This is a genomic window from Streptomyces sp. KMM 9044 (assembly GCF_024701375.2).
Taxonomy (GTDB): domain Bacteria; phylum Actinomycetota; class Actinomycetes; order Streptomycetales; family Streptomycetaceae; genus Streptomyces.
Genome location: NZ_CP113910.1, coordinates 3,485,260 through 3,499,201, shown reverse-complemented (window position 1 = coordinate 3,499,201; position 13,942 = coordinate 3,485,260). Strand labels below are relative to the sequence as shown.

Here is a 13,942-nt window from a genome sequence, read left to right as displayed (position 1 = left end):
GGTGACCGGCCCGTGGCCATGACCAAGCCGGCTCCCCGCAAGGGGGCCGACGGTGACACGGGGCTCGGTGACGGCGGTGGCGGGGCGGCCGGGGAGTCCCGGCACCTCGACCCGCCTCTCCTGCTCGTCCTGTTCCTGCTCTCCGCCGTGATGTTCCAGGCCCCGATCCGCCGCGCCCTGGGCGCCCCGGTGATGCAGAGCTGGACGACGGTGTTCGTGGCGGTGATGATCCAGGCGCTGCCCTTCCTGGTGCTCGGCGTCCTGCTGTCCGCGGCGATCGCGGTCTTCGTCCCGCCGTCCTTCTTCGCCCGCGCCCTGCCGAGGCGTCCGTCCCTGGCGGTCCCGGTCGCGGGCGCGGCGGGCGCGGTGCTCCCCGGCTGCGAGTGCGCGTCGGTCCCGGTGGCGGGGGCGCTGGTGCGCAGGGGAGTGGCCCCGGCGGCGGCGCTGGCGTTCCTGCTGTCCGCGCCCGCGATCAACCCGATCGTGCTGACGGCGACGGCGGTCGCCTTCCCGAACGACCCCCTGATGGTCCTCGCCCGGTTCGTGGCGAGCCTGCTGGTGGCCTGCCTGATGGGCTGGCTGTGGCAGCGCCACGGCCGCGCCGACTGGCTGCGCCCGCCGTCCCGCTCGTCCTACGAGGGGCAGGGCCGGGGCGCGGCGTTCTGGGGGTCGGTCCGGCACGACGTGATGCACGCCGGCGGCTTCCTGGTGGTCGGTGCGATGGCCGCGGCGACGCTGAAGGCGGTCGTCCCGGCCGCCTGGCTGCAACGGGCGGCCGACCACCCCGTGCTGTCGGTGCTGGTCCTGGCCGCGCTGGCCGTCCTGCTGTCGATCTGCTCGGAGGCGGACGCGTTCGTCGCCGCGTCCCTGACCCAGTTCTCGCTGACGGCCCGGCTCACCTTCCTCGTAGTGGGCCCCATGGTCGATCTCAAGCTCTTCGCCATGCAGGTCGGCACGTTCGGCCGCGGCTTCGCCCTGCGCTTCGCCCCGGCGACCCTCGTCCTGGCGGTCGGGGTCTCGGTCCTGACGGGAGCGGTGCTGCTGTGAACCGGTTGCGTCGCCACTCGAACCCGAGCCTCAACCGGCAGGCGCAGGCTGCCCTGCTGTTCCTCCTGGGCACGACCGTGCTGCACGCCGGGCTGACCGACCTCCACCTGCGCTATGTGAAGGCGGGCCTGCGCCCGCTGCTCCTGCTGTGCGGTGCCGTGCTCGTCGTGACGGCGGTGGCGACGGTCTGGTACGAGTGGCGTGGGTCCCGCGGGAGGCGCGACGGCGACTCCGACGACCGTCAGGGGCATTGCGAGCCCCGTGTCTCCTGGCTCCTCGCCCTTCCCGTCCTCGCCCTGATCCTGGTGGCCCCGCCGGCCCTCGGCTCGTACAGCGCCACCCACACGGGTACGGCCCTGCAGAAGCCGTTCGGCTTCCCGGAACTTCCCGCCGGGGGCACGCTGCGCCTGGGGGTGGGGGAGTACGCGGCCCGCGCGGTCTACGACGACGGACGTGGCCTGGGCGACCGGCCCATCGAGATCACCGGCTTCGTCGCACTGGACCCGTCCGGTGCTCCCCAACTGGTCCGGATGTCCCTCAACTGCTGTGCCGCGGACGGTCAGCCGGTGAAGATCGCCCTGACCGGCGAGGTCCCCCCGGTCCTGCAGCCGGACGCCTGGCTGGAGGTCAGCGGCACCTACAGCCCGCGCCGGACGAAGGACCCGGTCAACGACGGACCCGTCCCCTACTTCGAGGTCACGTCCGCGAAGCCGGTCCCCACCCCGAGGGACCCGTACGACGACGTCTGGAACGGCTGAGCGGGCTCGCCTACGTCACTGCTACCGCTGCTGCTGGATGGGGCTGCCGTCGGCGGACGTGTCCCGGGCGGCGGTCTCCCCTGTGACGACGGTCTCGCCCGGGATGACACGAGGGGCGTCCGGCTGCCGGGAGGGCTGGGACTGCTGGGCCCGGGCCCGCCGCTCGTCCTCCGGTGCCTCCGCCTTGGCCGCGCGGGCCTCGGCCTTGAGGATGCGGGCGGACTTGCCGGCCGAGCGGGCCAGGTCGGGCAGTTTTTTCGCCGCGAGCACGGCTATGACGACGATGAGGATGATCGCGAGTTCGCTCAGTCCGAACATGTGGGGGTCCGCCCGTCCTTCTCGTGAGTCGTTACCGGATGCCGCCCGTAGAATCTACAGCAATGTAGAGAATTTGACGGCGTCCGTTCGTCTCTACGATGACCGCCGGGGAACGGGAAGTCGACGGAAGGGAGACAGGCCGTGGTCGAACACAGTCGGCGTCACCGGCGGCGGGGACAGGGCGAGTTGGAGGCACTGGTGCTGTCGGCGCTGCGCGAGGCGGACGGTCCGGTGACGGCGGGCTGGGTGCAGGAGCGCCTGGGCGAGGACCTCGCCTATACGACGGTCGTCACGATCCTCACCAGGCTGCTCGCGAAGGGCGCGGTCACCCGTGAACGCGCGGGCCGCTCCTTCGCCTGGACCTCTGCCTCCGACCACGCCGGCCTCGCCGCCCACCGGATGCGCAGGGTGCTGGATGCCGAGAGCGACCGGGAGGCGGTCCTGGCCAGCTTCGTCACCGGCCTCGGCCCCGACGACGAACGACTCCTGAGGGAACTGCTGGGTCAGCCCCGGAGCGACGGGGAAGACTGAAGCCTCATGGGGGTGTTCGTCTTCCTGCCGCTCGTCCTGCCGTTGACGGCGTGGCCGATCGCCCGGCTCGCCGCACAGCATCTGCACCCGCGGACCGCGACGCGGATGCTGACCTGGGTCGCCGCGGTGATGGCGGTGTGCAGCACGGTGTGCCTGTGCCTGGTGATGGTGGTCGGCACCGCGACCCTGCCCGGCAACCCGCTGCCGGACGGCTGGTCGGACCCGGAGGCGCGGGAGGCGGTCCCGTACGACGAGGTCGTGGGGAAGGCCGCCATCCCGGCCCTGTGCGCGGTGCTGCTGGCCTGCTCCCGGACCCTGTGGCGGCACGTCCGCACCCGCCGACGCGCCCACCGCGCCCTGGCCGGCCTGCCGGACACGGAGGTGGCGGTCCTGCCCGACGACACCCCGTACGCGTACGCCCTCCCGGGCACCGGGCCGTGCCGCGACCGGGTCGTGGTCACCACCGCCCTCCTGGACCACCTGGCCCCCGCCGAACGCCGCGCCCTGTTCGCGCACGAACGCGCCCATCTCATCGCCCGCCACCACCGGTTCCTCCTGGCCGCACGGCTGGCCGCGCACGCCAACCCGTTCCTGTGGCCCCTGCCCACGGCGGTGTCGTACGCGGCGGAGCGCTGGGCGGACGAGGAGGCGGCCCGCACGGTCGGCGACCGCCGTACGGTCGCCACCGCCATCGGCAAGGCGGCCCTCGCCTCCCGGGCCGGCGACCCGCCCCTGCTCGCGTTCGCGGCGCCGGGACCGGTCCCCCGCCGGGTGGCGGCGCTGCTCGCCCCGCCTCCGGCCACGGGGCCCTGGCCGGAGGTCTTCACCTCGGCGGGCCTGGCGGCCTGGGGAGCGGCCGCCGGTACGGCCGCGTCGGCGATGTCGTCCGCCAACGCGGTGGTGACCCTGTTCTGGATCCTGCGCACGGCGACGCCGCTGTAGGGCGAGCACGGCGGCTGGTGCGGGGCGTGCGGGGTGCGGCGGGTGGTGCGGGCGCGGTGGGGCCGGGCCTTCAGCCGATATCCGGTCCGGAGCGCGGCCCCCCGTGCCCGTACGCGCTGTCGCTGCCGTACGCCTCCCGGTGCTCGACCAGTTCCCGCACCCAGCCGTCGACCTCGGCGGCCCAGTCGCGGGCGTCGTCGTGGCCGACGGTGAACCGGCTGAGCGCGTCGTGCCCGGTGTCCTCGTCGCCGCCGGCGTTCCCGCCGCCCCGCTTGTCGGCCTCCAGGACGACCTCGATGCCGCCCGGGTGGGTGAGGAAGGTCAGCTCGATCTCCTCCACCCGGTCCGCGTACGACGGGGCCGGGGTGAGCCCGATCTCCTGGTGGAAGGGCAGCCGCTGCCCGGTGCCGCCGATGCGGCCGTGCTCGAGACCGGCGGACCGCAGCCCGTACCCGAGCCGCCGGAACGCGCCGATGATCGCCTCCTGGGCGGGCAGCGGACCGACACCGAGCGGACCGACACCCAGCGGACCGGGGCCGGGGCCCGCGTCGGTGTCCGGTTCCGGCGGCCCGGCCACCGCCAGCTCGGTCCGCACGCCGAGGCGGACGCCCAGTTCCCGCCCGTCCAGTTCGGTGACCGGTGTCTCCCACGGCAGCGTCACCCCGAACGGCACGGTGCGCGCCTCACCCTCGTCCAGCCGGAACCCGCCCCCGACGGCGAAGCGCTCGAACGGCACGGCAATCCCGTTCCCGCCCCTCCCACACCCCACCCGGGCCACGAGTTCAAGGGCCACCTGCCCGATGTCGAACGCGGTGTCGCCGCCCACCAGCCGCACCTGCCCGGCGAGCGTCCCACCGGGCCGGACGGGCCCCGGTTCCAGAACCGTGTCGACCGTGGGCCCGCCCGGACCCGGCGGACCGAGCAGCCGCTTGAACACCATCGAGGCATCCGCTCCTTACCTGCCACTTGACCTGTCGCGTGCGTACACCTGTCTGCACCTGCGCACAGGGAACAACCGCGTGGAGCATAGAGGGAGTGCCGGGTGACGTCCGTGGCGGCCGGGTGGGGCGCCCCGTGTACAGGCAGCGCGACCGAGGGGGAGCCGGATGCCGGAGCAGGGTGCCCACCCCGCGGTTCTACCGCTGGTACGGCTGCTGGGGCTGCTGGGGCGGCTGTCCGTACGGCCGGCCGCTGCCGGGGCCGCCCGCGTCCTGCGCCTGCAGCTGCTCGGCCTGCTCGGCGGACACCTTCGACTCGGCGCCGCAGAAGGTGCACTGCGTCAGGTATTTCGTCGAGACCGGGAACAGCGGCACGAAGAACAGCGTGAACCTCGTGACCCGCTTCCTGAGTGTGTGCGCGGAGGGATTCCTGCACTGGACGCACACCAGCGTGAGTATCGCGAGCTGGTGGAGATGCCCCTTGGTGCCGAAAATGATCATGTGCTTGCCCCTTCCCGGCATGGCTGTCCGCTGCCTCTGAGCGTGCCACCCTCCACGCCACGAAAGCCACCGCACACCGGAACCACGACGCGGGAACCCCCGGGGTGAGTGAGGGGTGGGCGGTGCGGCAGGCCGGAAGACTGCCGCACCGCGCACGAGCGGGCGCCTGGCACGTCGCCGAACCCGACGACGCCGGCACCCCCGTCCACCCGGCAGCGGCGCCGGCGGACCTGAACCGGATCCTTTGGCACCTCGCACCGGGCGGTTCCCACCGTGGGCCTCACACCGTGAACGTCACGGCCTCCAGCCAGACGTCGTTGTCGAGGGTGCCGCCGAAGGTGTAGTCGGGGCGGGCCTTGCCGCATGTCCGCTGCCCCCAGTCGCTCTGGCGCAGACGGACGGTGTGGCAGACCTGGCCGCTGCCGACGTTGATGGCGAAGCCCAGCATGTTCGGGGCGTCCTGTTTCGAGCTGCCGATGTAGATGTTCTTGCCGTTGCCGGTGACGGCCGTCCAGCTCGGCTGCCACTCGCCCCGGCCGTCGACCGGCTTCGGCACCTGCCGGAACGCGTTGGCGGCCGAGCCGTCGACGCCGTGCACCGCGATGTTCAGGGCCTTGATCGGCTTGTTCTGGCCCGACGTCCCCGCGATGGTGCCGTCGCACACCGGCTTCTGCCAGCCCCGATCGGCGACGTACGCGCGGTAGCAGATGTGACGCCCGGACGGGTCGCTCTCGGCGAGCCGTTTCACGGCGCTGGCGGCGGTGTCCTGCGGAGGCTTCGCCGTGACGGTGGTGGTGTCCTGCGGAGGCGTCGCGGTCACGGTGACGGTGACGCTCGCACCGCTCTTCGCCTTCGGGGCGTACGTCGGCTTCGGCCCGTTCTTCTCCTTCTCCTTTTCCTTTTCCTTTTCCTTCTCCTTCGGCTTGGCCGACGGTGAGGCGGACGTCGAACTGGGCGGGGGCGGGATCGGCCGCGGGGACGTCTTCGGGCTCGGTGACGCCTCGGCCGAAGAGGTGCCCGCACGGGCGGCGGCCTCTTCCCGGTTCCCGCCGCCGTCCGATCCGCCGCTGCCCAGAATCACCAGCGGTATGACGACCAGCGCGGCCACACCGAGTGCCACCGGCCCGACGACCAGCGGCCTGCTGAGCAGTCCGGGGCCCTCGAACTCGTCGTCCGACTGCCGGGAGGCGGTTCTGCGGGCGGGCTTCGGCGGCGGTACGGGGCGGGCGGCCGACTCCGACCGGGATTCCGACCGGGGTTCCGACCGGGGTTCCGACCGGGATTCCGTATCCCAGCCCATCCCCAGACCCGAACCGGCCCCGGACTCCGACTCCGATCCCGCTCCCGGCACCGGGCCACCGGACCGAGGCGGGGGCGGCGGCCCCTCGGGACCGGGAAGCGCGTACGTCGCCTCGTCGAGGTCGTCGTCGGCATCGATGCCCGGAGCGACCGCGGTACCGGTGTCACCGACGGGCCCGTCGTCGGTCTTGTCGACGGCGTCCCCCTTCACGAGGGACGGTGCTGGTGCTGGTGGAGGCGCCGGTGCCTCCGGCTCCTGCTGCTGTTCCAGCAGCGAACTCGAGCCGTCGGGGGAGACCTCGACGAATGCCACGTACCCCGCGGCGGGGTCGGAGATCGCCGCCGTGACGGTGATGTCCCGGTCGCGTGCGTGTCCGTGCAGGGTGTCGAGGATCGCGGCGTCGACCGTCTCCCCCTCCGCCACCGGCACGGGCTCACCGTTGATGGCGGCGGAACCGTCACCGGAGATGACCACCGTGAAGTGCGGGGACGGCTCGGGCGGGTCACCGGACACGGTGTGTTCGCCTCCGGTGACCGGCTCGTCTGCTCCTTCTCCTGCACCTCGGCTCATAAGCGTTCCTCTCTGCCGTTCCCGGCCGTGCGGCACGGTCGGAGTCCCTATCGGCGTGACCCGCGTACCGCAACGGACGCCGGATGAAAATGGTTCAACTCCCGGGTGGCAAGCGGGACAACAGAGAAATCAACGACGACGCCGGACGGAATGGCATGTTCTATCCGCGTGACGGTGACGACATCACGTCCCATTAGAGTCCGAGGGTGGACCACTACGTGAATTCCGTTCGTTTCGCTGTGCTGGGTCCGGTACGGGCATGGCGCGGGGCACGGGAACTGGACCTCGGCTCGCCGCAACAGAGGGTTGTGCTGGCGGCGTTGCTGTTACGGCGTGGACGCCCCGTGCCGCTCGGTGAACTCCTCGACGCCGTCTGGGGGGAGGAGCCGCCCGCGGCTGCTGTGTCCGTCCTGCGGACCTACGTGTCGCGTCTGCGCAAGGTGCTGGAGCCCGACCGTGACCCGGCCGGGCAGCCCCGGGTGGTCGTCTCCGTCGGGGACGGGTACGTGGTGTGGATCCCGGAGGACGCCCTGGACCTCGCCGTGTTCCAGCACCGGGTCACCCGGGCGAAGAAGGCGCGCGCCGCGGGTGACGTGTCCGGCGCCGCGGAACTGCTGCACGCCGCGCTCGGCGGATGGCAGGGAGCCGCGCTGGCCGGACTGCCCGGCCCGCTGGCCGAGACGGTGCGCTCCTGGCTGGACGAGGAGTGGCTGACCGCGCTGGAGGCGCGGCTGGACGTCGACATCGAGCTCGGACGCCATCACGAGGTGATCGCCGAGCTGATGTCGCTCACCGGCAGGCACCCCCTGCGGGAGCAGCTGTGCCGGCTGCTCATGCTGGCGCTGTACCGGTCCGGACGGCAGGCCGAGGCCCTGACGGCGTACCGCGGGACCCGCCGTGCCCTGGTCAGGGAGCTGGGCATCGAGCCCGGTGCCTCGCTCCGGGACCTGCACGACCGCATCCTGGCGGTCGACCCGGCCCTGATGCCCGCTCCGGCGCCCGCTCCGCTCCGGCCCGCGTCCCCGCTCAGACAACTCCGGCCGTCCGTGGCACCGGTGGTGTCCGAGCCGTCCGTCGTCGCACCGGCGGACGGGAGAGTGACCGATGGCACGGCGGACGGCCCGGCCGGCCGGCAGACGGACGCGGCCGGTCGCCCCGACCCGCCCGACTCCCCGGAGGGAACCGCCCGCCCGGCGCAACTGCCCGCCGATCTGCCGACCTTCGTCGGACGGCACACCGAACTCGAGCGGACCACCGCTCTGTTGCCCGAGGACGGCAGCCCTCCGCCGACCGTCGTGATCAGCGCGATCGGCGGCATGGGCGGGATCGGCAAGTCCACCCTGGCCGTGCACTGGGCCCACCGGGTCGCCGACCGCTTCCCCGGCGGCCAGCTCTACATCAACCTGCGCGGCTTCGCCCCGACCGGCTCGGTGGTGACGCCGGACGAGGCTGTACGCATCTTCCTCGACGCGCTCGGCGTTCCCCCGATGCGGATACCCGCCGGTCTCGACGCGCAGGTGGCGTTGTACCGCAGCCTGCTCGCGCAGCGCAGGGTGCTGATCCTCCTCGACAACGCCCGCGACACCGAGCAGGTCCGCCCTCTGCTGCCCGGCTCTCCGGGCTGTCTGGTCATCGTCACCAGCCGCAACCGGCTCACCGGTCTGGTCGCCGGCGAAGGGGCGCACCCCCTGACGCTGGACCAGATGTCCTTCGCCGAGGCACACGACCTGCTGGCCAGGCGCCTGGGCGCCGACCGGCTGGCCGCGGAACCGAAGGCGGCGGACGAGATCATCGCGCGGTGCGGCCGGCTGCCGCTGGCGCTCGCCATCGTCGCCGCCCACGCCTGCGCCCACCCGGCCTTCCCGCTCAGCGCCCTCGCCGACGAGGTGAACGACAGCCACGGCAGCCTGGACGCCTTCGCCGGCGGCGACGACATCACCACCGACGTGCGGGCCGTCTTCTCCTGGTCCTACAAGGCGCTGTCCGCCCCGGCGGCATTCCTGTTCCGGTTGCTGGGCCTGCACACCGGGCCGGACATCTCCGCGCCCGCGGTGGCCGCTCTCGCCGGGCTCGCCCCGCGCGAGGCCCGCGGAATCCTCGCCGAGCTGACCCGCGCCCACCTGCTCACCGAGCACTTCCCGGGCCGCTACACCCTGCACGACCTGCTGCGCGTGTACGCCGCAGAACGGGTGCGTGCCGAGGAGACACGAAAGGAGCGGGACCTCGCCGTCGAGCGACTGCTCTCCTGGTACCTGCACACCGCCGACGCGGCCTACCCGCACATCACCCCGAACCGCCGCCGTATTCCCCTGGAACCGCTGCCCGAGGGGTGCCGGCCGCTGGAGTTCACGACGCACGAGCAGGCGCTCGACTGGTGCGAGACCGAACGGCCCAACCTGGTCGTTGCGGTGCACCAGGCCGACCAGGCCGGGAAACCTGGCATCGCGTGGCGGCTGCCCGCCGTCCTGTGGGGGTTCTTCTACCTCCGCAGCCACACGCACGACTGGCTCGACACCTCCCGTGCGGGTCTCATCGCCGCCCGCACCGCCGGCGACCGGCAGGGCGAGGCCCAGGGGCTGTCCGACACGGCCGCCGCGCTGCGCAACGCCGGCAGGCTCGAGGAGGCCATCGTGCATCTGCACCGGGCGCTGGAACTGTGCCAGGAACTCGGGGACAGGAAGGCAAGGTCGACGGTGGTCGCCAACCTGGGTGACGCCTACCTGCACGTCGGCCGGCTCGGCAAGGCCGTCGAGTACATCCGGAGGGGGCTGGCCCTCGACCGCATCGAGGGCAGCGCCTGGGGAGAGGGCATCGCCCTGTGCAACCTGGGCGACGCCTACCAGCGGCTCGGCCGGTACGACGACGCCCTCGGCTGCCTGGAGCGGGCGCTGGTGGTGCTGCGCGCCGGCGACAACCGCTGGGTCGAGGGCATCGCCCTCGACATCCTCGGCACGGTCCACCAGCGGCTCGGCCGCTACGACGAGTCCGTCGAGTACTACCGTCAGGCACTCGCGACGCACCGGGACATCGGCAACCGGTGGGGCGAGGGCCACACGCTGGGCAACCTCGGGGACGTCCATCTCGACGCCGGGGAGCCGGAGGCCGCCCGGACGAGCTGGCACCAAGCCCTGGCGATCTTCGCGGAGTTCGGTCATCCGGATGCCGAGAAGGTCCGCGCGCGGCTCGCCCGCCTGCAGGGCGCCCCGGCCGACGCACACGCCCGAGGGGCTGCGCCGAGGCGGACCGCCTGACATGGATCTCCTCCGATGGTGAGCCCCGCCGGGAGTCGCCGGGACGCACCGGAACAACGGCTGTGAGACGGGGACGGTTCAACTCCGATGACCTTTTGGGAGTTGAACCGTCCCCGTGCTGCTCGCGGCGGGTGCCTCAGCGCGTCAGTACCTCAGGGCACCTCGACCCACCTCAGCGCACCTCGCGGTAGACGCGCCCGCTCGCGTTGGCGACCGCCCCGTCGTAGAGCCCCGTCCGGTGGGTCTCGGTGGACAGCACGAACCACGCGTAGCGCTCCAGGAAGTCCAGGCCGTTCAGCATCCTGGTCGAGGACCGGACGAAGGCGGTCTGCTCCTGTTCACTCGGGTAGCGCGGGGTGCCCTGGGAGAAGTCGATCAGGGCGTACTCCGTGAGCCAGACCGGCTTGTTGTAGCGGTCGTGCACGGCCTGCAGATAGCCGCGCAGCTGGTCGACGGCGTCGGGGCCGAAGTCGGCGCCGTACCAGTGCAGGGGAATGAAGTCGACGCGCAGACCGCGCTGTTCGGCCCCCTTCATGAACCGGTCCAGCCAGCCGCCCTCGAGGTCCCCGCCGGAGGCGACCGCGGGCGCGCCCAGGCGCAGACCGGTGGACTCCAGCCGGGGCCACAGGTCCAGCGCCTGTTCGGGCGACATGGTGGCCTGGCCCGGATGGTCCGGCTCGTTGAAGCCGAGCAGCACCTTCCCCTCCTTGGCCGCCTGGCCCAGCTGGGCGTCGGTGACCGAGTCGGGGCCCCAGATCATCGGGACGTACTCGACGCCCTCCGGCTTGGTGACACCGTCGCTGGAGGAGGCCCAGTTGTAGAACCAGGACGAACCGGAGTCGGCCAGGGCCTCGGAGGCACCCGCCACGGGGTTGAGGCTGATGCCCTTGCGGGAGGCGGCCGGGGTGGTGCCGCCCTCGCGGGACTGCTCGGTGACCACGGGAGCCGGCGGGGACGCGGCGTTGTCGTCGGTCCGGACGGCGGCCTCGCCGGTTCCGTGGAAGGTGACGGTCATGCCGGTGCACTGCCGGCACTGGTACACGACCTGGTTGCCCTGCTCGGTGTCGTGCTTGGACCAGCTGTACGCGGTCGGGCACTTGCCGGCCAGCGCGTCGCTGTAGGGGGTCTTCGCGTCCCGGTTCGGGTTGACGCAGACCAGCGCCCGGCCGGTGGCCTCGTCCTTGACCAGGTTGTCGGCCGGGCAGGCGGCCAGCAGGTCCTCGACGCACCCCGCCGACGTGCACTCGCCCGACTCGGGCGGTGTCACGCCGTCCGGCGTGATGGTGATCGGCGACGCGACGGCGTTGACATAGCTGACGTTGTACCAGGGCGCCAGGCTGTCCTTCGGGTCGAAGTTGAACTCGGCCAGTCCGGTCGGCTGTTCACCGGTCGAGCACCGGTCGGAGTACGGACCGCAGTCGCCGACGGCGCAGTGGAACGTGCTGCCCTCCTCGCCGGTGCAGCCCTCGCGGGCGAAGAACTTGCCGCGCCAGTGTCCGGCGCCGGAGTTCTCGGGGATCGTGATGGTGGCCGACTGGCCCGGGTCCAGCGTCGGAAGCCCGGTGAGTTCGGCCGACCCGTCGGCGTTGACCGTGCTGCCGATCCAGATCCGCTGGCCCGTCGTGTTCTTGAAGGTGACGGTGTGCTCGCCGGCGTTGGCGGCCGGTGTGCCCGCGATGCTCACGTCGTCCGAGCGCTGGTTCTGGATCAGCAGGGCGGTGCCGGTGACCCCGACCGCGACCAGGAGCAGTGCCAGCAGGAACGAGGTGCGTCTGCGCAGGACGGGCCTGCGCAGGACGGGCCTGTGGATGAGGGGTCTACGCATGGATCACGCCTCCTGGTGGGGCGACGTATGTCATTTCCGTCCTCTCGGCTGGGAGTTCGTGCGTGTGGTGGTGTGGGCTCTAACGGGCGCCGGGCTGGAGGACCTCGTCGGTGAGTCGCTGCTGCCCGGGGCCGTGGGGGAGCGCAGGGGGGCGAGCGACTCGAGCGAGCTGCGCAGGGCCGCGTGCCCGTCGCCGCTGAGCAGGGACGGCAGGGGTGCGGACGGCGCCAGGGGCGCTACGGGGCTCGGGGGCGCGCTCGTGGGGGCGCTGCCCACCGGGCCGCCTGCGTGGGCGGCCCGTCCGGTCTGCTGAGCGGCCCGCTCGGCCGCGAGAAAGGCCTGGCCGTCGAAGGCGTCCTGGGCACTGGGGGTGAAGGTGGGGGTGGTGCCGAGGCGTTCCCATTGCGTCTGCTGGGCTGCTTGGAAGGCCTGTCCGTCGAAGGCGTCGGCGGGGCGCGGGGTGAGGGTGGGGGTGGTGCCGAGCTGCTCCCGTTGGGCTTGCTCGGCGGCGCGGAAGGCCTGTCCGTCGAAGGCGTCGGCGGGGCGCGGGGTGAGGGTGGGGCTGGTGCCGAGCTGCTCCCGTTGGGCTTGCTCGGCGGCGCGGAAGGCCTGTCCGTCGAAGGCGTCCTGGGCACTGGGGGTGAAGGTGGGGGTGGTGCCGAGGCGTTCCCATTGCGTCTGCTGGGCTGCTTGGAAGGCCTGTCCGTCGAAGGCGTCGGCGGGGCGCGGGGTGAGGGTGGGGTGGTGCCGAGCTGCTCCCGTTGGGCTTGCTCGGCGGCGCGGAAGGCCTGTCCGTCGAAGGCGTCCTGGGCACTGGGGGTGAAGGTGGGGGTGGTGCCGAGGCGTTCCCATTGCGTCTGCTGGGCTGCTTGGAAGGCCTGGCCGTCGAAGGCGTCGGCGGGGCGCGGGGTGAGGGTGGGGCTGGTGCCGAGCTGCTCCCGTTGGGCTTGCTCGGCGGCGCGGAAGGCCTGTCCGTCGAAGGCGTCCTGGGCACTGGGGGTGAAGGTGGGGGTGGTGCCGAGGCGTTCCCATTGCGTCTGCTGGGCTGCTTGGAAGGCCTGGCCGTCGGCCATCCCGTTCCGGCGGAGCCCCTCGAAGCCGCTCCGGCCCTGCTCCACGACTGGTGCCACTGCCAGTGCGGCGTCCGACCGCTCCGGCGAAGCCGGACGCTCCCAGCGCTCGCGCAGCGCCGCGAACTGCTGTGCGTCGGCGGCCATGATCCGGTCCCGGGCGGCCTCCATGGCCTCGGTGGCGGTGAGGGTGGGGGCAGCAGTGTTCGTGCTCGTGTTCATGTCTGTCTGCGTACTGCTGTCGGTGTAGGCGTTCGTGGCCGTGACCGGCGTGGTCCGCAGTGCGGTGTCCTGCGCCGGAGTCCTTTCCCGCTGAGGCGGGTCCACACCTTGGGACGTCTCCCGCAGCGACTCCCGCATGTACGCGTTGGCGGCGTACCGGGCGACGGTCGGCATGCTCTCGGGGGACTGCTCGAACGCCTTCTGCCAGTTCGCGTCGGTCCTGACCAGGTGGAGAACCGCGTCCTCGAAGGCCTCGTGCTGGAGCGTCGACAGCCGGCCGATCCTCTCCCCGAGGCGCGCCACGTCCGGATGCGCCGATTGCGCCGAGGACATCTCGGACGATTTCTCCGCCGGCCTCTGTGCCGGGACGGGCGGCCACGGCTCGGACCGGTCGGCCTCCCGTCCGCCGACGGACGCGTAGTCCCCGCCGGCCGGGGTCGCCGCCGACTGCGACCGGCCCGTCAGACGGTCCATGAGCCGGCGCAGCTCGGCCGCCAGACGGTTCCAGAGGCCCGCCGTGTCGGTCGGGTCCCGCCCGTTGTCGCGACGCTCGTCCCGCAGGCGGTACTCGGTCTTGACCTGGTCACGCGCCAGTCCGACCTCGGGGCGCTCCTTGGTCAACCGGTTCCGGCTCGGGGAGGCCGCGTTGTCATCCGCCACGGTGCCCCC

At 72.7% G+C, this 13,942-nt stretch carries 11 protein-coding genes; 5 read left to right on the top strand and 6 right to left on the bottom strand.

Going from position 1 to position 13,942, the window contains the following annotated elements; translation table 11 throughout:
* Positions 1-12 precede the first annotated feature (12 nt).
* Positions 13-1,047: a permease gene (locus tag HUV60_RS15690; RefSeq protein ID WP_443047307.1), complete on the top strand. Its 1,035-nt coding sequence runs from the start codon at positions 13-15 to the stop codon at positions 1,045-1,047.
* A complete protein-coding gene (locus HUV60_RS15685) occupies positions 1,044-1,805 on the top strand; it encodes a TIGR03943 family putative permease subunit (protein ID WP_257850663.1) in 762 nt (253 codons plus the stop codon). Before HUV60_RS15690 ends, HUV60_RS15685 begins: the two co-directional genes overlap by 4 nt.
* 21 nt (positions 1,806-1,826) lie before the next feature.
* Here the strand turns inward: HUV60_RS15685 and HUV60_RS15680 are convergent, their stop codons facing one another.
* Positions 1,827-2,123: a twin-arginine translocase TatA/TatE family subunit gene (locus HUV60_RS15680; RefSeq protein WP_257850664.1), complete on the bottom strand. Its 297-nt coding sequence runs from the start codon at positions 2,121-2,123 to the stop codon at positions 1,827-1,829.
* 141 nt (positions 2,124-2,264) lie between these two features.
* Here HUV60_RS15680 and HUV60_RS15675 point away from each other — a divergent pair, with 141 nt between their 5' ends.
* Both HUV60_RS15675 and HUV60_RS15670 read left to right on the top strand, forming a co-directional pair.
* The gene (locus HUV60_RS15675; RefSeq protein WP_257850665.1) at positions 2,265-2,654 is read left to right on the top strand and encodes a BlaI/MecI/CopY family transcriptional regulator; all 390 of its coding nucleotides are present in this window, start codon (positions 2,265-2,267) and stop codon (positions 2,652-2,654) included.
* A gap of 6 nt (positions 2,655-2,660) precedes the next feature.
* On the top strand, positions 2,661-3,596 hold the full coding sequence (locus tag HUV60_RS15670) for a M56 family metallopeptidase (protein WP_257850666.1): 936 nt from the start codon (positions 2,661-2,663) through the stop codon (positions 3,594-3,596).
* 70 nt (positions 3,597-3,666) lie between these two features.
* On the opposite strand, the gene HUV60_RS15665 is transcribed toward HUV60_RS15670, so the two are convergent.
* The 3 genes from HUV60_RS15665 to HUV60_RS15655 all read right to left on the bottom strand — a co-directional run bounded on the left by HUV60_RS15665 (position 3,667) and on the right by HUV60_RS15655 (position 6,905).
* Complete coding sequence (locus HUV60_RS15665) at positions 3,667-4,536, bottom strand: sporulation protein (RefSeq protein WP_331461994.1); 870 nt, start codon at positions 4,534-4,536, stop codon at positions 3,667-3,669.
* Positions 4,537-4,732: 196 nt separating this feature from the next.
* Positions 4,733-5,035, bottom strand: a complete 303-nt coding sequence (locus tag HUV60_RS15660) for a zinc ribbon domain-containing protein (RefSeq protein ID WP_257850667.1) — start codon at positions 5,033-5,035, stop codon at positions 4,733-4,735.
* Positions 5,036-5,315: 280 nt separating this feature from the next.
* Positions 5,316-6,905 (bottom strand): hypothetical protein, encoded by a 1,590-nt coding sequence (locus HUV60_RS15655; RefSeq protein ID WP_257850668.1) that lies wholly within the window; start codon positions 6,903-6,905, stop codon positions 5,316-5,318.
* A 206-nt stretch (positions 6,906-7,111) separates the two neighbouring features.
* Between HUV60_RS15655 and HUV60_RS15650 the strand changes: the two genes are divergently transcribed.
* Complete coding sequence (locus HUV60_RS15650; protein ID WP_257850669.1) at positions 7,112-10,156, top strand: AfsR/SARP family transcriptional regulator; 3,045 nt, start codon at positions 7,112-7,114, stop codon at positions 10,154-10,156.
* A gap of 172 nt (positions 10,157-10,328) precedes the next feature.
* Here the strand turns inward: HUV60_RS15650 and HUV60_RS15645 are convergent, their stop codons facing one another.
* Positions 10,329-11,981 carry a glycosyl hydrolase gene (locus HUV60_RS15645; protein WP_257850670.1) on the bottom strand — a complete coding sequence of 551 codons (1,653 nt, stop codon included), beginning with the start codon at positions 11,979-11,981 and terminating at the stop codon, positions 10,329-10,331.
* A gap of 236 nt (positions 11,982-12,217) precedes the next feature.
* A complete protein-coding gene (locus tag HUV60_RS15640; RefSeq protein ID WP_269441192.1) occupies positions 12,218-13,933 on the bottom strand; it encodes a hypothetical protein in 1,716 nt (571 codons plus the stop codon).
* Positions 13,934-13,942 lie beyond the last annotated feature (9 nt).

Bases quoted from the DNA above. Each gene is read 5' to 3' on its own strand.
- HUV60_RS15680 (WP_257850664.1), bottom strand. From the start codon at position 2,123: ATGTTCGGACTGAGCGAACTCGCGATCATCCTCATCGTCGTCATAGCC.
- HUV60_RS15670 (WP_257850666.1), top strand. From the start codon at position 2,661: ATGGGGGTGTTCGTCTTCCTGCCGCTCGTCCTGCCGTTGACGGCGTGG.
- HUV60_RS15665 (WP_331461994.1), bottom strand. From the start codon at position 4,536: ATGGTGTTCAAGCGGCTGCTCGGTCCGCCGGGTCCGGGCGGGCCCACG.
- HUV60_RS15660 (WP_257850667.1), bottom strand. From the start codon at position 5,035: ATGATCATTTTCGGCACCAAGGGGCATCTCCACCAGCTCGCGATACTC.
- HUV60_RS15655 (WP_257850668.1), bottom strand. From the start codon at position 6,905: ATGAGCCGAGGTGCAGGAGAAGGAGCAGACGAGCCGGTCACCGGAGGC.
- HUV60_RS15645 (WP_257850670.1), bottom strand. From the start codon at position 11,981: ATGCGTAGACCCCTCATCCACAGGCCCGTCCTGCGCAGGCCCGTCCTG.